Raw genomic sequence first — 17,837 nt, forward strand, 5'->3', positions numbered from 1 at the left:
CGGAAGACCCGCGACGCGCCCGGGAGGTGTCCCCTTCCCACCGAATTCCCACCGTTTCGGATGGTGCCCGCGGGGCCGCCCGGTGGCAGCATCGAAGACGAGCGGGGCAGCCGGGCGAGCCGGCCGGGCCCGGCCCGCGCGAGGCAGAGGAGGAGCAGCGATGTCGGCTTCCCAGCACTCCCGGTTCACCCCCGACCGCGGCCTGACCGGCCGGATGGTCACCACCATGTTCCTGATCGGCCTGCTCTACGTGGGCTTCACCGGCCTGCTGATCGTGCTGCTGCGCGGCGCCTGGCCGCTGGTGGTGCTGATCTCCGGCGGCCTGTTCGTCGCCCAGTTCTGGTTCTCCGACAGGATCACCGAGCGGGCGATGGGCGCCCACCGGGTCACCCCCGAGCAGTACCCGCAGCTGCACGGCGCGGTGGACCGGCTCTGCGCGCTGGCCGACATGCCCAAGCCGCGGGTCGCGGTCGCCGACAACGACATGCCCAACGCCTTCGCCACCGGCCGCAACCCGCAGAACGCGGTGGTCTGCGTGACCACCGGCCTGCTGCGCCGCCTGGAGCCGGAGGAGCTGGAGGGCGTGCTGGCCCACGAGCTGTCGCACGTCGCGCACCGGGACGTCGCGGTGATGACGGTGGCCGGGTTCCTCGGCGTGCTGGCCGGCGCGATGACCAGGATCGCCCTGTACGGCGGGATGATGGGCGGCAACCGCAACAGCAACGACCAGAACGCGGCGATCGCGATGGTGCTGATCCCGCTGGCCTCGATGGTGGTGTACGCGATCAGCTTCCTGCTGACCAGGCTGCTGTCCCGCTACCGCGAGCTGGCCGCCGACCGGGCCGCCGCCCAGCTGACCGGGCGGCCCGCCGCGCTGGCCTCGGCGCTGACCAAGGTGTCCGGGCAGATCGCCGCCATCCCGACCAAGGACCTGCGGCAGGCCCAGCCGTACAACGCCTTCTACTTCGCCCCGGCGCTGAGCGCCAAGGAGGCGGCCTCGCAGCTGATGTCCACCCACCCGTCGCTGGAGCAGCGGCTGGCGCAGCTGCGGAAGGTCTCCGAAGAACTCGGGCGCTGAGCCCGTCCCCCGACGCGAGGAGCGCTGCACGTGGGATTCCTGGACGCCCTGTTCGGCCGGAGCAAGCCGGTGAAGCCCGACCTCGACCAGCTGTTCGGCGTCCCGTCGGCGGCGCTGACCCTGCAGGCCGCCAAGGGGTTCACCCCGACCGGCCTCGGCTCGGTGTGCTTCGCCGCGGTCGAGGGCGCGGCCTTCACCGAGGTGCAGCAGCAGGTCCGGGCGCTGCTGGACGCGGACACCGGGCGCGGCGGCGTCCCGGTCGAGGCCTCCCGGGACGCGTACGGGTACTCCTGGCTGCTGGCCCGGCACACCCCCGACGAGCTGCCCGACCTGGTCAACGACCTGCACGCGGTCAACAGCGAGCTGGAGGCGAACGGCTTCGGGCCGCAGCTGCTCTGCTCGCTGGTCGGCTTCCGGGACGCCGAGGGCCGCTCGCTGGCGCTGGTCTACCTGTACAAGCGCGGCACCTTCTACCCGATGTGCAAGGTCGCCGGGCAGGAGAAGCGGAACAACCCGCTGGAGATCGAGGTCTCCGACCTGCTCCGCAACGACCTGCGGATCGAACCGGACCTGTCGCGCTGGTTCCCGGTCTGGGGCGCGCCCGGCATCGCGGACTGAGCCCGCGCCCCCGCCCGGCCCCTCACCCCCCGGCCCCTCACCCCCCGGCGGCGTCCCGGTAGGCGGCCACGGCGGCCTCGACGAGGCCCGGCAGCCCGGCGGCGTCCTGCCCGCCGCCGAACTCCTGCACGACCAGCAGCACGTCCCCGTCGCGCAGCACGGCGGCCCGGTCGGTCAGGGACTCGCGGGTGGACCCGGCCCGGGTGGTGACGGTCAGCAGCAGGCCGGTGCCGAACGGCTCGGCGGTGACGGACTGCTCGATCCGGTTGCTGCCGTCGGGGGAGGTGTCCGCGCTGACGGCGCAGCGCCGGGCGGTGCGCCACAGCTCGGCGAGCACCTCGGCGGCCCCGCCGGACGGGTAGCGGCCCAGCGTCTCCCAGCCGTACCAGTCCGCGTCCGCGTCCCCGTCCCCGTCCCGGCCGCCCTTCCTCCCGGGCGCCACCCCCACCGCGGCGACCTCCAGCGGCGGGGCGTGCGTGGTCACGAAGGACTCGAGGTCGATCTCGCCGCAGGACATCGACGCCAGCGGCTCCGGGCCGTCCTCCTCCGGGTCCTCGACCACCGGGACGTCCGTCCCGTCCGCCCCGCCGCCGAACAGCCCGTACCCCTCCGGCAGCCGCTCCGCGGTCAGCAACCCGTCCCGCAGCGCCTCCGGCCCCGCCGCGCCGCGCCCCGCCGAGCACCCGGCCCCGCCGAGCACCACCGCGGCGGCCACCGCCGCCGCCCACCACTGCCGCCGTTGCCCGTGCACGGCACACCTCCGCTCGTCCATGATCGCGCCGTACTGTCGCACGTCCGCCGCCGTCCGCGCAGCGGGTCCGTCCGACCCGTGACCTGACGCGCCGTCGGCCCGGCGGGGGCGGGGTCCGTAGACTGCCGCCCATGCGGAGCAGGGAGTACGGGCCGGATCTGACCCCGCCGTGGAAGCGGCAGCAGCCCGCGCCCGAGGTGGCGGCGGAGCGGGACCTGGTGGTGGAGGAGGCGGCGACCGGGTTCTGCGGGGCGGTGGTGCGCTGCGAGCGGACCGCCGAGGGGTTCACCGTCACGCTGGAGGACCGCTTCGGCAAGCACCGGGTGTTCCCGCTGGTGCCGCGCGGGTTCCTGCTGGAGGGGCGGGTGGTGACGCTGGTGCGTCCCGCCGCGGCGGCCCCGGCCCCGGCGCGCGGCCCGGGGCGGACGGCGTCCGGTTCGGTGGCGGTGCCGGGGGCGCGGGCCCGGGTGGCCCGCGAGTCGCGGATCTACGTCGAGGGGCGGCACGACGCCGAGCTGGTCGAACGGGTCTGGGGCGACGACCTGCGGATCGAGGGCGTGGTGGTGGAGTACCTGGAGGGCGTGGACGACCTGCCCGCCATCGTCGACGCGTTCGCCCCCGGCCCCGGCCGCCGCCTGGGCGTGCTGGTCGACCACCTGCTGCCCGGCACCAAGGAGCACCGGATCGCCGAGCGGGTGACCGGCGACCACGTGCTGGTCGTCGGCCACCCGTACGTGGACGTCTGGCAGGCCGTCAAACCGGCCGCCCTGGGCATCGCCGCCTGGCCCGCGGTGCCGCGCGGCGAGGTGTGGAAGGAGGGGGTGTGCCGCCGCCTGGGCTGGCCGGTGGACACCCCCGCGGCCTGGAAGCGGATCCTCGCCGCGGTCGACGGCTGGAAGGACCTGGAGCCGGAACTGCTGGGCCGGGTCGAGGAGTTGATCGACTTCGTGACCCTGCCGGGCGGAACGGACGACTGACCGCCGCCCCGCCCCTGCACCCACCGCCGCCGCCTCCGCCACCGCCGGTTCAGTCGACCAGGTCGCGGACCACCCCGTCCGCCAGCAGCCGCCCGCGCAGGGTCAGCGCGGCCCGGCCCGCCGCGTACGGCACGGGCTCCAGCAGGCCGTCGGCGAGGGCCCGGTCGGCGGCGGCGCGGCCGTCGGCGGTGAGCAGGTCGAGCGGGCAGCCCTCGGCGAGGCGCAGTTCCAGCAGGATGCGCTCGACCCGGCGGTCCTCGTCGGCCAGCACCTCGCGGCCGAGCGCGGGGGTGCGGCCCTCGGCGAGCGCCTGCGCGTACGCGGCGGGGTGCTTGGCGTTCCACCAGCGGACGCCGCCGACGTGGCTGTGCGCGCCCGGCCCGGCGCCCCACCAGTCGGCGCCGGTCCAGTACAGCTCGTTGTGGCGGCAGCGGCCCTCGGGCGTGGTGGCCCAGTTGGAGACCTCGTACCAGTGGTACCCGGCGGCGGCGAGCGCGGTCTCGGCCATCAGGTAGCGGTCGGCGTGCACGTCGTCGTCGATCATCGGGAGTTCGCCGCGCTTGACCCGGGCGGCCAGCCGGGTGCCGTCCTCGACGATCAGCGAGTACGCGGAGACGTGGTCCGGTCCGGCGCCGATCGCGGCGTCCAGCGAGGCCTGCCAGTCCCGGTCGCTCTCGCCGGGGGTGCCGTAGATCAGGTCGAGGTTGACGTGCTCGAAGCCGGCCGCGCGGGCCTCGGCGACGCAGGCCTCGGGGCGGCCGGGGGTGTGGTGGCGGTCGAGCAGGGCGAGCACGTGCGGGCGGGCGCTCTGCATGCCGAAGGAGATCCGGTTGTAGCCGCCCTCGCGCAGTTCGGCCAGGTACGCCGGGTCGACGGACTCGGGGTTGGCCTCGGTGGTGACCTCGGCGCCGGGGGCGAGCCCGAACTCCTCGCGCAGCGCGGCCAGCATCCGCACCAGGTCGCGGGCGGGCAGCAGGGTCGGGGTGCCGCCGCCGAGGAAGACCGTCTCGACCGGCAGGTCGGTGTCGCCGAGGACGCGGCGGGCCTGCCGGATCTCGGCGACCACGTTGTCCGCGTACGTCTCCTGCGAGGCGACGGCGCCGGAGGAGCGCAGCTCGGTGGCGGTGTAGGTGTTGAAGTCGCAGTAGCCGCAGCGGCTGGCGCAGTACGGCACGTGCAGGTAGAAGCCGAACGGCCGCTCGCCGAGTCCGTGCAGGGCGTGGGCGGGCAGCGAGCCGTCGGACGGCACGGGTTCGCCGTCGGGGAGTGCGGAGGGCATGCGCCCATTGTCCGGTAGCGGCCCGCGAAACCCGAAAGGGGTCCGCAGGCCGCACCGGGCGGGCGGGGCTCAGGCCTCGTTGGCACCCTCGTACATCGCGCCGACCGCGTCCGCGTACGTCCGCTCGACCACCGGGCGCTTGATCTTCAGGCTCGGGGTGAGCTCGCCGTGCTCGATGTCCAGGTCGCGCGGGAGCAGCGTGAACTTCTTGATCGTCTGCCAGCGCTGCAGCTCGCCGTTGAGGCGCCGGACGAAGCCGTCGACCAGCTCGACGGTCGCCGGGTCGGCGACCACCTCGGCGTACGGCTTGCCGGCCAGGCCGTGCTCGGCGGCCCACGGCATCAGCACCGCCTCGTCCAGGCCGATCAGCGCGGTGCAGTAGTTGCGGCCGTTGCCGATCACCAGGACGTTGCTGACGAACGGGCAGATCGCCTTGAACTTGCCCTCCACCTCGCTGGGCGCGACGTACTTGCCGCCGGAGGTCTTGAACATGTCCTTCTTGCGGTCGGTGATCCGCAGGTAGCCGCCCTCGCCGAGCTCGCCGATGTCGCCGGTGTGGAACCAGCCGTCCGGCTCCAGCACCTCGGCGGTCTGCTCGGGCATCTCGTGGTAGCCGCGCATGACGCCCGGGCCGCGCAGCAGGACCTCGCCGTCCTCACCGATCCGCACCTCGGTGCCGGGCAGCGGCAGGCCGACGGTGCCGACCCGGAAGTCCTCGGCCCGGTTGACCGTGGAGCCGGCCGAGGTCTCGGTCAGGCCGTAGCCCTCCAGCACCGGGACGCCCGCGCCCTTGAAGAAGTAGCCGATCTCCGGCGCCAGCGCCGCGCTGCCCGACACCGCGCCGCGCAGCCGCCCGCCGAACGCGGCCCGGATCTTGGTGTACACCAGCTTGTCGGCCAGCGCGTGCTGCAGCCGCAGGCCCAGCGGGGCGCTCTCCCGGCCGGTGGCGACCTGCGCGGCCTGGACGGTCTGCGCGTAGTCGCGGGCCACCTTGGCCGCCCACATGAAGATCCGGTACTTGGCGCCGCCCTCGGCCCGGGCCTTGCCCGCGATGCCGTTGTAGACCTTCTCGAAGATCCGCGGCGCGGAGGCCATCAGGGTCGGACGGATCACCGGCAGGTTGTGGATGATCCGGTCCACCCGGCCGTCCACCGCCATCACGTGGCCGGTGGCGATCTGGCCGGAGATCAGCGTCTTGCCGAACACGTGCGACAGCGGCAGCCACATGAACTGCACGTCGTCCGCCCGCAGCAGCCCGCTCTCCTCCTGCGCCACCGCCTCGTACGACCAGCAGTCGTGCACCAGGCGCACGCCCTTGGGGCGGCCGGTGGTGCCGGAGGTGTAGATCAGGGTGGCGAGCTGCTCCTTGTCGAGCGAGTCGACGGCCTTCTCGACCGCGTCCGGGTGCTCGGCCAGGTACGCGGTGCCGCGCTCCTCCAGCTCGGCCAGGGTCAGCACGGTCAGGCCCTCGGCCTGCGGCAGCTCGCCGTCCGGGGCGTCGAACAGGACCACCCACTCCAGGGCGGGCAGCGCGTCCTTCCGCTCGGCGGCCTTGCGCAGCTGGCCCGCGTCCTCGGCGAACAGCGCGCGGCTACCGGAGTTCGCCAGGATGAACGCGGTCTCGTCGGCGTTGGTGCTCGGGTAGACGGTGGTGGTGGCCGCGCCGGCGCACATGTTGCCCAGGTCGGCGAGGATCCACTCGATCCGGGTGGCGGAGGCGATCGCGACCCGGTCCTCGGCCCGGACGCCCAGCGCCGTCAGGCCGGCCGCCACCGCGGAGATCCGCCGGAACGCCTGCGCCCAGGTCAGCGAGCGCCACTGCTCGGCACCCGGCGCGCTGTCCGCGGCCTGCTCGTCCACCGGAACCGGGTACCGGTAGGCCTCGCCGTTCGGCGTGGCCTTTACCCTGCTGAGCAACAGGTGCGCCACGGAGGGCGGACGCCGCTCGATCATGGACTGCGCGGAACTCAACGAGGACCTCCGGGGGCGGGTGGACCGAGAGTGGACGGACGCCGGCCGTGGGGGCGGCCGGCCATCGACTTAACCGGTGAGTAACAAGAGGGCAGCAGCAGCCTAGGGGGTGGGAAGCCGATCCGTAAGGGGGTGACGTGAGCTGGCACACCCCCAGGTCGGCAGTGCAGGACCGGTTCGGACGTGAAGCTTTCCCACAAGTACCCGAATTTGGGATGCGCGCATCCCCTCCGCAGACGAGAGTGTCACGGTGCTTTTCAGACTCCTACGGGCCCACCTGGGCCCCTACTCCCGGGACATCACCCTGCTGGTGCTGCTGCAGCTGGTGTCCACCATCGGCATGCTCTACCTGCCGACCCTGAACGCGGACATCATCGACGACGGCGTGCTCAAGGGCGACACCGGCTACATCCTGCGCGTCGGCGCGGTCATGGTCGGCGTGTCGCTCGCCCAGGCCGTCTGCTCGATCGGCGCGGTCCACTACGGCGCGCGCACCGCCATGGCCATCGGCCGGGACATCCGCGGCGCGGTGTTCTCCCGGGTCCAGGACTTCTCCGCCCGCGAGCTCAACCAGTTCGGCGCGCCCTCGCTGATCACCCGCACCACCAACGACGTCCAGCAGGTCCAGATGCTGGCCCTGATGACCTTCACGCTGATGGTCGCCGCGCCGATCATGTGCGTCGGCGGCGTCGTCATGGCGCTCAACCAGGACGTGCCGCTGTCCGGCCTGCTGCTCGCCGTGGTCCCCGTGCTGGGCGCGGTGGTCACCGTGCTGGTCGCCAAGATGCGGCCGCAGTTCCGCGGCATGCAGACCCGGATCGACGCGGTCAACCGGATCATGCGCGAGCAGATCACCGGCATCCGGGTCATCCGGGCCTTCGTCAAGGACGACCACGAGAAGGCCCGCTTCACCGGCGCCAACGGCGAGCTCGCCGACTACTCGCTGCGGGTCGGCCGACTGATGTCGCTGATGTTCCCGATCGTGATGGGCGTCGTGAACGTCTCCAGCGTCGCCGTGTTCTGGTTCGGCGCGCACCGCATCGAGAGCGGCGGCATGCAGATCGGCGCGCTCACCGCGTTCCTCTCCTACCTGATGCAGATCCTGATGAGCGTCATGATGGCCACCTTCATGTTCATGATGGTGCCGCGCGCCGAGGTCTGCGCCGAGCGCATCCAGGAGGTGCTGGACACCGAGTCCAGCGTCGTGCCCCCGCTGCACCCGGTCACCGAACTGCCCGCCCGCGGCTCCCTGGAGCTGCGCGGCGTCGACTTCCGCTACCCCGGCGCCGAGGCCCCCGTGCTGCGCGGCGTCGACCTGTCCGCCCGGCCCGGGCGGACCACCGCCGTCATCGGCTCCACCGGCTCCGGCAAGACCACCCTGCTCGGCCTCGTCCCCCGGCTGTTCGACGCCACCGGCGGCGAGGTGCTGATCGACGGCGTGGACGTGCGCGAACTCGACCCGCAGAAGCTGTCCGAGATCATCGGGCTCGTCCCGCAGAAGCCGTACCTGTTCTCCGGCACCGTCGCCTCCAACCTGCGCTACGGCAAGCCGGAGGCCACCGACGAGGAGCTCTGGCAGGCCCTGGAGACCGCCCAGGCCGCGGACTTCGTGCGGAAGTTCCCCGAGGGCCTGGAGGCCCCGATCGCCCAGGGCGGCACCAACGTCTCCGGCGGCCAGCGCCAGCGCCTGGCGATCGCCCGCGCGCTGGTCCGCAAGCCCGAGATCTACCTGTTCGACGACTCCTTCTCCGCCCTCGACTACGCCACCGACGCCCGGCTGCGCGCCGCGCTCGCCCGGGAGACCGGGGACGCCACCGTGGTGATCGTCGCCCAGCGGGTCTCCACCATCCGCGACGCCGACCGGATCGTCGTCCTCGACGAGGGCGCCGTCGTCGGCACCGGCACCCACCAGGAGCTGATGGCCGACAACCCGACGTACCGGGAGATCGTGCTCTCCCAGCTCACCGAGCAGGAGGCGGCGTGACCAGCCCCGAGACCCCCGAGTCTCCCGAGACCCCCGGCGCGCCCGACCTGTCCAAGGCCGGGGCGCCGTCGCCGGACGCCGCCGCGAAGTCCTCCCCGCCGGAGGCCGCGGCCAAGTCCTCCTCGCAGGAGGCGGCCGCCCGCCGCGGCGGGCCCGGGCCCGGCCGGTTCATGGGCGCGCAGGGCGCCGAGAAGTCCAAGGACTTCGGCGGCTCCGCGAAGCGCCTGTTCGCCCTGCTCGGCCCCGAGCGCAAGCTGCTGTTCACCGTGCTCGGCTTCGGCGCGTTCTCCATCGGCTGCCAGGTGGCCGGGCCCTGGGTGCTCGGCAAGGCGACCGACCTGATCGTGGCCGGCTGGACGGGCCTGCAGTCCGAGGGCGCGCCCAGCAAGGAGGCCGCCGTCGCGGCCGCCCGCGCCAAGGGCGGTGACCACGCCGCGGAGATGCTCTCCACCATCGACTTCACGCCCGGCCAGGGCATGGACTTCCACGCCATCGGCACCGTCCTGCTCTGGGTGCTCGGCATCTACCTGGCCGCGGTCCTGTTCGGCGTGGTGCAGGGCCGGCTGGCCGCGCTGGCGATCAACCGGACGGTGTTCCGGCTGCGCGAGGAGGTCGAGGCGAAGCTGTCCCGGCTGCCGCTCAGCTACTTCGACCGCCAGTCGCGCGGCGAGGTGCTCAGCCGGGTCACCAACGACATCGACAACATCAACCAGTCCATGCAGCAGACCATGGGCCAGGTGGTGAACTCGCTGCTCACCATCGTCGGCGTGCTGGCGATGATGTTCTGGATCTCGCCGCTGCTGGCCGTGATCGCGCTGGTCTCGGTGCCGGTCTCGGTGGTCGTCGCCACCAAGGTCGGCAAGCGCGCCCAACCGCAGTTCATCAAGCAGTGGGGCTCCACCGGCAAGCTGAACGCGCACATCGAGGAGATGTTCACCGGGCACAGCCTGGTCAAGGTCTTCGGCCGCCAGAAGGAGGCCGCGGAGCTCTTCGAGCGGGAGAACCAGGCGCTCTACGAGGCATCCTTCAAGGCGCAGTTCATCTCGGGCATCATCCAGCCCGCGATGATGCTGGTCGGCAACATCAACTACGTGCTGGTCGCGGTGGTCGGCGGCCTGCGGGTGGCCTCCGGCGCGCTGTCGATCGGCGACGTGCAGGCGTTCATCCAGTACTCCCGGCAGTTCAGCCAGCCGCTCAGCCAGGTCGCCTCGATGGCCAACCTGGTGCAGTCCGGCGTGGCCTCCGCCGAGCGGGTCTTCGAACTGCTGGACGCCGAGGAGCAGTCCCCCGAGCCGCAGTTCCCCGAGCGTCCCGCCGAGCTCCACGGCCGGGTCGCGTTCGAGGACGTCTCCTTCCGCTACGACCCCGACAAGCCGCTCATCGAGGGCCTGTCCCTGAAGGTCGAGCCGGGCCACACGGTGGCCATCGTCGGCCCGACCGGCGCGGGCAAGACCACCATGGTCAACCTGCTGATGCGCTTCTACGAGGTCAGCGGCGGCCGGATCACCCTGGACGGCGTGGACATCGCCGCGATGTCCCGCGAGGACCTGCGCTCCGGCATCGGCATGGTCCTCCAGGACACCTGGCTGTTCGGCGGCACCATCGCCGAGAACATCGCGTACGGCGCCGAGAGCGCCACCCGCGAGCAGGTCGTCGCGGCCGCGCGGGCCGCGCACGTCGACCGCTTCGTCCGGACCCTGCCCGAGGGCTACGACACGGTCCTGGACGACGAGGGCGCCGGGGTCAGCGCGGGCGAGAAGCAGCTGATCACCATCGCCCGGGCCTTCCTGGCCCAGCCCTCGATCCTGGTCCTCGACGAGGCCACCAGCTCCGTCGACACCCGCACCGAGGTGCTGATCCAGCGCGCGATGGCCGAACTGCGCACCGGCCGCACCAGCTTCGTGATCGCGCACCGCCTCTCCACCATCCGGGACGCCGACGTGATCCTGGTGATGGAGAACGGCTCGATCGTCGAGCAGGGCAACCACGACGAACTGATCGCCGCGGGCGGCGCCTACGCCCGCCTGTACCGGGCCCAGTTCGCCGAGGCGGTGGCCGAGGTCGACTGACGCCGCGACGGGCCGGTCGGACGCACCGGGGGAGGTTCGCTGCGGCGGGCCTCCCCCGGTCCGTTCCCGACCCGGGGTCAGCACCGGCCGCCGCGGCCGCCGTTCGCCGCGCTACCGTGGCCGGGTGCCCGATCAGAACGCCGCCGACCCCACCACCACCGACCCCGTCGACCCCGCCGACACCGCGGCGGCCGCGGCGGCCGCGGCCGCCGCCTTCCAGGCCGAGCGCCGCTACCTGGGCGCGGTCGCCTACCGCCTGCTCGGCTCGGTCGCCGACGCCGAGGACGTGCTGCAGGACGCCTGGCTGCGCTGGCAGTCCGCCGACCGCTCGGACGTCGCCGACCCGCGCGCGTACCTGACCACGGTGGTCACCCGGCTCTGCTACGACCAGTTGGGTTCGGCCCGGGCCCGCCGGGAGGCGTACGTCGGCGAGTGGCTGCCGGAGCCGGTGCTGACGGCCGCAGGCACCGCCGCCCCCGCCGAACCGGCCGAGCTGGCCGAACTCGGCGAGCAGGTGTCGGTGGCGATGCTGGCGGTGATGGAGCAGCTGACCCCGGCCGAGCGGGCCGCGTTCGTGCTGCACGACGTGTTCGCGGTCGGCTTCGACGAGATCGCCCCCGCCCTGGAGCGCTCCCCCGAGGCCACCCGGCAGCTCGCCTCTCGGGCCCGCCGCCGGATCCGGGACGGCGGCCGGCGCGGCCCGGTCGACCCGGCCGAGCACCACCGGGTGGTGGCGGCGTTCACCTCCGCGGCCACCGGCGGCGACCTGGCCGCGCTGCTGTCGCTGCTCGACCCCGAGGTGGCCTGGCACGCCGACGGCGGCGGCATCGTCAACGCGGTGCGCCGCCCGGTGCTCGGCGCCCTCCACGTCTCCCGGCTGCTGCGCAAGCTCACCACCCGCTGGATCGACGCCGAGCACCCGCTGCTGCCCGCGGTGGTCAACGGCGAACCGGGCGCGGTCTGGTACGCGGCGCCCGGCACGGTCGGCGGCGTGATGGCCTTCACCGTCGAGAACGGCCTGATCACCGCCGCGTACGTGATGGTGAACCCGGAGAAGCTCGGCCACCTCCGGGAGCTGTGACCCGGATCACGGTCACACTCCGGCGGGCCGCCCCGTCCCCCTTCCAGAACCGCCACCGGCGGCCTCACGGAGGAGGACGGGATGACCGGCAAGCACATCGTGGTGATCGGCGCGGGCTACGCGGGGCTGTCCGCCGCCGCCGGGATCGGCCGCGGACCGGACCGGGTCACCCTGGTCGCCCCCGAGCAGCGCTTCGGCCACCGCGTCCGGCAGCACGAGATCGCCGCCGGCCACCGGGTGGCCCGCCCCGAGATCGCCCACGTGCTGCGCGGGCGCCGGGTCGTCCACCGGGCCACCCGGGCGGTCGAACTCGACCTGGCCGCCCGCGAGGTGCGCACCGAGGACGGCGAGCGGATCGGGTACGACACCCTGGTGTACGCGCTCGGCAGCCGCACCGCCTGGGGCGGCGTGCCGGGCGCGGCCGAGCACGCGTACTCGGCGGAGCGCGCCGAGGAGCTGCGTCGACGGCTCGCCGGGGATCCCGGGACGGGGACGCTGGCCGTGGTCGGCGGCGGGGCGACCGGCATCGAACTGGCCACCGAGCTGGCCGAGGCGTACCCGGCCCGGCGGGTCCGGCTGGTCGCGGCCGGGCAGGTCGGCGGCTGGCTGTCGGAGCGCGGCCGGGCGCACGTCCTGACGGTGCTCGGCCGCCTCGGGGTGCGCGTCGACGAGCACCGCCGGGTCACCGCCGTCAGCGCGGACGGGCTGACCTGCGAGGACGGGGACGTCCCGGCGGAGGTGGTGGTGTGGGCCGCCTCGATGGAGCCGCACCCGCTGGCCGCCGACTCCGGCCTGGCCGTCAACGCGCGCGGCCGCGCCCTGGTCGACGACCACCTGCGCTCGCGCTCGCACCCCGAGGTGTACGTGGTCGGCGACGCCGCCGCCGTCGAGGTGCCCGGCATCGGCGAACTGCGGATGGCCTGCGCCACCGCGGCGCCGCAGGGCCGCTACCTGGCCAAGCTGCTCACTGGCCGCACCGGCAAGCCCTTCTCGTACCGGTACGCCACCCAGTGCCTGAGCCTGGGGCGCGGCGAGGCGCTGGTGCAGCTGATCCACGGCGACGACTCGGTGCGGCCCCGGGTGCTGACCGGCGTGGCCGGGCGGCTGGTCAAGGCGGGCATCGTCAAGGGCCTGCCGCTGTCGCTGCGCTGAAACGGCGGCGGGCCGGCGCCCCGCCCCGGTTCAGGGGGGGTGCCGGCCCGCCGTCGTACGCCCGTGCCCGGAGCTACTTCTTCTCCTTCGGGGCCTCCGCGTCCGTCGACAGCGCGGCGATGAAGGCCTCCTGCGGGACCTCCACCCGGCCGACCATCTTCATCCGCTTCTTGCCCTCCTTCTGCTTCTCCAGCAGCTTGCGCTTGCGCGAGATGTCACCGCCGTAGCACTTGGCGAGGACGTCCTTGCGGATCGCCCGGACCGTCTCGCGGGCGATCACCCGGGAGCCGATCGCGGCCTGGATCGGCACCTCGAACTGCTGGCGCGGGATGAGCTTCTGCAGCTTGCCGGCCATCATCACGCCGTAGTTGTAGGCCTTGTCCTTGTGCACGATCGCGGAGAACGCGTCCACCGCGTCGCCGTGCAGCAGGATGTCGACCTTGACCAGGTTGGCGGACTCCTCGCCGATGGGCTCGTAGTCGAGCGAGGCGTAGCCGCGGGTCTTGGACTTCAGCTGGTCGAAGAAGTCGAAGACGATCTCGGCGAGCGGCAGGGTGTAGCGCAGCTCGACCCGGTCCTCCGAGAGGTAGTCCATGCCCTGGAGGTTGCCGCGGCGGGACTGGCAGAGCTCCATGATCGCGCCGACGAACTCGTTCGGGGCGAGGATGGTGCCGCGCACCACCGGCTCGAACACCTCGGCGATCTTGCCGGTGGGGAACTCGCTCGGGTTGGTGACGGTGTGCTCGGTGCCGTCCTCCATGATCACCCGGTAGATCACGTTCGGGGCGGTGGAGATCAGGTCGAGGTTGAACTCGCGCTCCAGGCGCTCCCGGATGATCTCCAGGTGCAGCAGGCCGAGGAAGCCGCAGCGGTAGCCGAAGCCGAGCGCGACCGAGGTCTCCGGCTCGTAGACCAGCGCGGCGTCGTTCAGCCGCAGCTTGTCCAGGGCGTCGCGCAGCAGCGGGTAGTCCGAGCCGTCCAGCGGGTAGAGGCCGGAGAACACCATCGGGCGCGGGTCCTTGTAGCCGCCGAGGGCCTCGGTGGCGCCCTTGTGCTGCGAGGTGATGGTGTCGCCGACCTTGGACTGCCGGACGTCCTTCACACCGGTGATGATGTAGCCGACCTCGCCGACGCCGAGGCCGTCGGCGACCTTCGGCTCGGGCGAGATGACGCCGATCTCCAGCAGCTCGTGGGTCGCGCCGGTGGACATCATGGCGATCCGCTCGCGCTTGGTGAGCTGGCCGTCGACCACGCGGACGTAGGTGACCACGCCGCGGTAGGCGTCGTACACCGAGTCGAAGATCATCGCGCGGGCCGGGGCGTCCTTGACGCCGACCGGGGCCGGGATCTTCTCGACCACGTGGTCGAGCAGGTCCTCGACGCCGAGGCCGGTCTTCGCGGAGACCTTCAGCACGTCCTCCGGGTCGCAGCCGATGATGTGCGCGATCTCGGCGGCGTACTTCTCCGGCTGGGCGGCCGGGAGGTCGATCTTGTTGAGCACCGGGATGATCGTGAGGTCGTTCTCCAGCGCCAGGTACAGGTTGGCGAGGGTCTGCGCCTCGATGCCCTGGGCGGCGTCGACCACCAGGACGGTTCCCTCGCAGGCCGCGAGGGAGCGGGACACCTCGTACGTGAAGTCCACGTGGCCGGGGGTGTCGATCATGTTGAGGATGTGCGTCGTACCCGCGTGCTCACCGGACCGCGGTGCCCACGGGAGGCGGACGGCCTGGGACTTGATGGTGATGCCGCGCTCGCGCTCGATGTCCATCCGGTCGAGGTACTGGGCGCGCATCTGCCGGGGGTCCACCACGCCGGTGATCTGCAGCATCCGGTCGGCGAGCGTCGACTTGCCGTGGTCGATGTGGGCGATGATGCAGAAGTTGCGGATCACCGCCGGGTCAGTACGGCTGGGCTCTGGCACGTTGCTGGGGGTCGCGGGCACCTTGGTCCGATTTCTGGTCCGATCAATATGGTTCTGCCCATCCTCCCATGCCGGACGGCCCCCCGGTCCTGCCCGCCCGGACGGGCGTGCGGGAGGATCACCCCATGATCTTGGAAAGCGCCCTGCTCGACGTCCGTCCCGGCCAGGAGGAGGCCTTCCTGGCGGCCTTCGCCGAGGCCCGTCCGCTGATCGCCGCCCAGCGCGGCTTCCGCTCCCTCGAACTGCGCCGCTGCCTGGACGCGGGCAGCACCTCCCGGTTCCTGCTGCAGGTCGGCTGGGACACCCTGGAGGACCACACCGAGGGCTTCCGCCGCTCCCCCGAGTACGGGCGCTGGCGCGAACTGCTGCACCACTTCTACGACCCGTTCCCGACCGTCGAGCACTACGGCGAGCCGCTGCTCACCGCCTGACGGACCGTCCGCCCCGGCCCCGGCGGTCCGGTTTGGGCCGACCCGGGCGGCCCTGGTAGCGTGGGCGGCTGCACTCCGCCATCGGCATGCCCTCTCAGCAGGTCCGAACGGAGACCGGGGTGCAACCCGTCGTAGCAACGATTCACACAGACTGAGGCTCTTTCGTGGCGAACATCAAGTCCCAGATCAAGCGCAACAAGACCAACGAGAAGGCGCGCCTGCGCAACAAGGCCGTCAAGTCCTCGCTGAAGACCGCCCTGCGCAAGGCCCGCGAGGCCGCTGCCGCCGGTGAGACCGAGAAGGCCACCGAGCTCGCCCGCGCCGCCTCCAAGGCCCTCGACAAGGCCGTGAGCAAGGGCGTCATCCACAAGAACCAGGCCGCCAACAAGAAGTCGGCGATCACCAAGCGCGTCAACACCGCCGCCTGATCCAGCTCCTTCCCGCACGGCCCCGCCGTGCACCCGGTGCCCCCGGCACCACCCGGTCGACGTGAACCCGCGGCCCTCTACCCGCCACCGCCGACCACCCGCTCCCGGAGACCCGGCCCTCTACCCGGAGCTCCGACGAGCAGCACGACCCGTACCGCACGCGGCCTGCGTTCGCCACGCGGGTGCGGTACCCCAGCTCCACGGTGAGAACCCCTCGCGGGCCCTCACCCCACTGCCCGCCCGGCCCCCGGGCGGGCAGTCGGCGTTCCGGCCCCTCCGCCCCGGGCCCGCGGACACAACGTGCAGCGGTCGGCGGCGCACCGCCGGCCTCCGCGCCACGGCCGGTCAGCGAACTCCCCCGCCCGGCACCCCGCCTCCCCACCGGCTCCGGCGCGCAACGCTCCCGAAGCCCCCGGGGATCCTGCTAGTAGGGGCGGGACCCGGCCCGGGAGGCGCGGGCCACGGAAACGACAGCACGTTCGAGCGCGTACGCGGGGTCGTCGGAGCCGCCCTTCACCGCGGCGTCGGCCTCGGCGACGGCGGTCAGTGCGGCGGCCACTCCGTCGCCGGTCCAGCCGCGCATCTGCTGGCGCACCCGGTCGACCTTCCAGGGCGGCATGCCGAGTTCGCGCGCCAGGTCACCGGGCCGCAGGTTGCGGCCCGCGGAGGCGAGTCGGCCGATGCTGCGGACGCCGGAGGCGAGCGCGTAGGTGATGCCGGTCGGCGGCTGGCCGACGGCCAGGGCCCAGCGCAGCCGCTCCAGGGCCTCGGCGGCCCGGCCGGTCACCGCGAGGTCCGCCACCTCGAATCCCGTCGCCTCGGCGCGACCGCTGTAGTACGTGGCGACCGCCGTCTCGTCGATCGGGCCTTCGACGTCAGCCGTCAACTGGCTGCACGCGGCGGACAGTTCCCGCAGGTCGCTGCCCAGGGCGTCCAGCAGCGTCTGGCAGGCCTCGGGGGTGGCGGCCCGCCCCAGCGTGCGGAACTCGTTGCGGATGAAGGCCAGTTTCTCGCTCGCCTTGGTGAGCTTCGCGCAGGCGACCTCCCGGGCGCCCGCCTTCTTCGCCGCGTCCAGCAGTCCCTTGCCCTTGGCACCGCCCGCGTGCACCAGCACCGTGATCACTTCCTCGGCGGGCGACTCCAGGTACGCCTTGAGCTCCTTGACCGAATCGGCCGAGAGGTCCTGCGCGGCCCTGACCACGATGACCTTCCGCTCGGCGAAGAGCGAGGGCGTGGTGAGCTCCGCCCACTGGCCCGGCTGCAGGGCCCCCGGCGCGAGGTCCCGGACGTCCGTCTCCGGGTCCGCCGCCCGCGCCGCGGCCACCACCTCGGCAACCGCGCGGTCGAGCAGCAGCTCCTCCTGGCCGACCGCAACGGTCAGCGGGGCGAGCAGGTCGTCGGGTGCACTCTTCCTGGCCATCGCGTACCAGGATCGCACGCCACGACGACAGCCCACCGCGCCACGGCCCTTCCCACTCCCCTTCCCGCCGCCTCCTCCTTTCCCGCACCCGTGTCCGCGCCCCGGGGCCGGGGGGCGCGGGGCCGGGGCCGGGGGGCGCGGGGCCGGGGCCGATGCCCTGCCTGCCCTGGGGCTGAGGAGAATGATGGCGTGATCGAGAACAATGACCGTCAGTTGCTCGTCCTCCCCGACCGCGATGCGGCGGAGGAGGTTGCTGAGGAGTTGAGCGCGCGTTGGCCCGAACTGGGCGACGTCGAGGTGGTCCGGGACTCCCTCGCCGGGGAGGACGACGCCGAGGACGCCCAGTGGCTGGTGGTGGTCGAGGCCCCCGAGGACGAGGGCTGGACCCCCCGGTTGCTGACCGAACTCGACCGGCTCGTCGCCGAACAGGACGGCTGGCGAGAACAGGGCTGACGCTCGCCCCGCCAACCGACCGACCGATCGTCCGTCCGTCCGTCCGATCAACCGACCACTCACGACACCCCGCTGGTCCCGCCCGAACGAGGTGCCCCACCCGTTCGGGCGGGCGTTCCCGCCCCGGCCCGAGCCCTCCCCCGCCCGAACCGCCCGAACCGCCCGAACTGCCCGGGCCGCCTGAGCTGCCCGGGCCGCCCTGGGCGCACAGGCCGTCCGACTGC

At 73.1% G+C, this 17,837-nt stretch carries 15 protein-coding genes; 10 read left to right on the forward strand and 5 right to left on the reverse strand.

Features of this window, described 5'->3' with window-relative positions; genetic code table 11:
- The first annotated feature begins 160 nt into the window (after positions 1 to 160).
- On the forward strand, positions 161 to 1,078 hold the full coding sequence (htpX, locus tag OO57_RS00590) for a zinc metalloprotease HtpX (RefSeq protein ID WP_033250197.1): 918 nt from the start codon (positions 161 to 163) through the stop codon (positions 1,076 to 1,078).
- A gap of 30 nt (positions 1,079 to 1,108) precedes the next feature.
- Positions 1,109 to 1,696: a PspA-associated protein PspAB gene (pspAB, locus tag OO57_RS00595; protein ID WP_033250198.1), complete on the forward strand. Its 588-nt coding sequence runs from the start codon at positions 1,109 to 1,111 to the stop codon at positions 1,694 to 1,696.
- A 37-nt stretch (positions 1,697 to 1,733) separates the two neighbouring features.
- On the opposite strand, the gene OO57_RS43430 is transcribed toward pspAB, so the two are convergent.
- Complete coding sequence (locus OO57_RS43430) at positions 1,734 to 2,447, reverse strand: hypothetical protein (protein ID WP_033250199.1); 714 nt, start codon at positions 2,445 to 2,447, stop codon at positions 1,734 to 1,736.
- A gap of 131 nt (positions 2,448 to 2,578) precedes the next feature.
- On the opposite strand from OO57_RS43430, the gene OO57_RS00605 reads away from it, so the two are divergent.
- Positions 2,579 to 3,424 carry a DUF3097 domain-containing protein gene (locus tag OO57_RS00605; RefSeq protein WP_033250200.1) on the forward strand — a complete coding sequence of 282 codons (846 nt, stop codon included), beginning with the start codon at positions 2,579 to 2,581 and terminating at the stop codon, positions 3,422 to 3,424.
- A 49-nt stretch (positions 3,425 to 3,473) separates the two neighbouring features.
- Here OO57_RS00605 and hemW read toward each other — a convergent pair whose 3' ends face one another.
- The gene (gene hemW / locus OO57_RS00610; protein ID WP_033250201.1) at positions 3,474 to 4,703 is read right to left on the reverse strand and encodes a radical SAM family heme chaperone HemW; all 1,230 of its coding nucleotides are present in this window, start codon (positions 4,701 to 4,703) and stop codon (positions 3,474 to 3,476) included.
- Between the two features lie 69 nt (positions 4,704 to 4,772).
- A complete protein-coding gene (locus OO57_RS00615) occupies positions 4,773 to 6,674 on the reverse strand; it encodes an AMP-dependent synthetase/ligase (RefSeq protein WP_033250202.1) in 1,902 nt (633 codons plus the stop codon).
- Between the two features lie 250 nt (positions 6,675 to 6,924).
- Between OO57_RS00615 and OO57_RS00620 the strand changes: the two genes are divergently transcribed.
- The 4 genes from OO57_RS00620 to OO57_RS00635 all read left to right on the forward strand — a co-directional run bounded on the left by OO57_RS00620 (position 6,925) and on the right by OO57_RS00635 (position 12,960).
- Entirely contained in the window at positions 6,925 to 8,658 is a 1,734-nt protein-coding gene (locus OO57_RS00620; RefSeq protein WP_158714991.1) for an ABC transporter ATP-binding protein, read from the forward strand.
- Positions 8,659 to 8,828: 170 nt separating this feature from the next.
- Entirely contained in the window at positions 8,829 to 10,727 is a 1,899-nt protein-coding gene (locus OO57_RS00625) for an ABC transporter ATP-binding protein (RefSeq protein ID WP_051776300.1), read from the forward strand.
- 124 nt (positions 10,728 to 10,851) lie between these two features.
- Positions 10,852 to 11,808, forward strand: a complete 957-nt coding sequence (gene sigJ / locus OO57_RS00630; RefSeq protein ID WP_033250204.1) for an RNA polymerase sigma factor SigJ — start codon at positions 10,852 to 10,854, stop codon at positions 11,806 to 11,808.
- A gap of 81 nt (positions 11,809 to 11,889) precedes the next feature.
- The gene (locus tag OO57_RS00635; RefSeq protein ID WP_033250205.1) at positions 11,890 to 12,960 is read left to right on the forward strand and encodes an NAD(P)/FAD-dependent oxidoreductase; all 1,071 of its coding nucleotides are present in this window, start codon (positions 11,890 to 11,892) and stop codon (positions 12,958 to 12,960) included.
- A gap of 73 nt (positions 12,961 to 13,033) precedes the next feature.
- Here OO57_RS00635 and lepA read toward each other — a convergent pair whose 3' ends face one another.
- Complete coding sequence (gene lepA / locus OO57_RS00640) at positions 13,034 to 14,902, reverse strand: translation elongation factor 4 (RefSeq protein ID WP_081973375.1); 1,869 nt, start codon at positions 14,900 to 14,902, stop codon at positions 13,034 to 13,036.
- 104 nt (positions 14,903 to 15,006) lie between these two features.
- Here lepA and OO57_RS00645 point away from each other — a divergent pair, with 104 nt between their 5' ends.
- Positions 15,007 to 15,312: an antibiotic biosynthesis monooxygenase family protein gene (locus OO57_RS00645; protein ID WP_033250206.1), complete on the forward strand. Its 306-nt coding sequence runs from the start codon at positions 15,007 to 15,009 to the stop codon at positions 15,310 to 15,312.
- Positions 15,313 to 15,476: 164 nt separating this feature from the next.
- Positions 15,477 to 15,740: a 30S ribosomal protein S20 gene (gene rpsT / locus OO57_RS00650; protein ID WP_033250207.1), complete on the forward strand. Its 264-nt coding sequence runs from the start codon at positions 15,477 to 15,479 to the stop codon at positions 15,738 to 15,740.
- Positions 15,741 to 16,164: 424 nt separating this feature from the next.
- On the opposite strand, the gene holA is transcribed toward rpsT, so the two are convergent.
- Entirely contained in the window at positions 16,165 to 17,160 is a 996-nt protein-coding gene (gene holA, locus OO57_RS00655) for a DNA polymerase III subunit delta (RefSeq protein WP_033250208.1), read from the reverse strand.
- A gap of 189 nt (positions 17,161 to 17,349) precedes the next feature.
- On the opposite strand from holA, the gene OO57_RS00660 reads away from it, so the two are divergent.
- Positions 17,350 to 17,613, forward strand: a complete 264-nt coding sequence (locus OO57_RS00660) for a hypothetical protein (protein ID WP_051776281.1) — start codon at positions 17,350 to 17,352, stop codon at positions 17,611 to 17,613.
- Positions 17,614 to 17,837: the final 224 nt, after the last annotated feature.

The organism is Kitasatospora phosalacinea, from assembly GCF_000717185.1.
Lineage (GTDB): Bacteria > Actinomycetota > Actinomycetes > Streptomycetales > Streptomycetaceae > Kitasatospora > Kitasatospora phosalacinea_A.

What these genes read in the sequence shown, in the direction of transcription:
- OO57_RS00635 (WP_033250205.1), top strand. Translation starts at nt 11,890, where the DNA reads ATGACCGGCAAGCACATCGTGGTGATCGGCGCGGGCTACGCGGGGCTG.
- OO57_RS00625 (WP_051776300.1), top strand. Translation starts at nt 8,829, where the DNA reads ATGGGCGCGCAGGGCGCCGAGAAGTCCAAGGACTTCGGCGGCTCCGCG.
- OO57_RS00645 (WP_033250206.1), top strand. Translation starts at nt 15,007, where the DNA reads ATGATCTTGGAAAGCGCCCTGCTCGACGTCCGTCCCGGCCAGGAGGAG.
- htpX (WP_033250197.1), top strand. Translation starts at nt 161, where the DNA reads ATGTCGGCTTCCCAGCACTCCCGGTTCACCCCCGACCGCGGCCTGACC.
- holA (WP_033250208.1), bottom strand. Translation starts at nt 17,160, where the DNA reads ATGGCCAGGAAGAGTGCACCCGACGACCTGCTCGCCCCGCTGACCGTT.
- hemW (WP_033250201.1), bottom strand. Translation starts at nt 4,703, where the DNA reads ATGCCCTCCGCACTCCCCGACGGCGAACCCGTGCCGTCCGACGGCTCG.
- OO57_RS00605 (WP_033250200.1), top strand. Translation starts at nt 2,579, where the DNA reads ATGCGGAGCAGGGAGTACGGGCCGGATCTGACCCCGCCGTGGAAGCGG.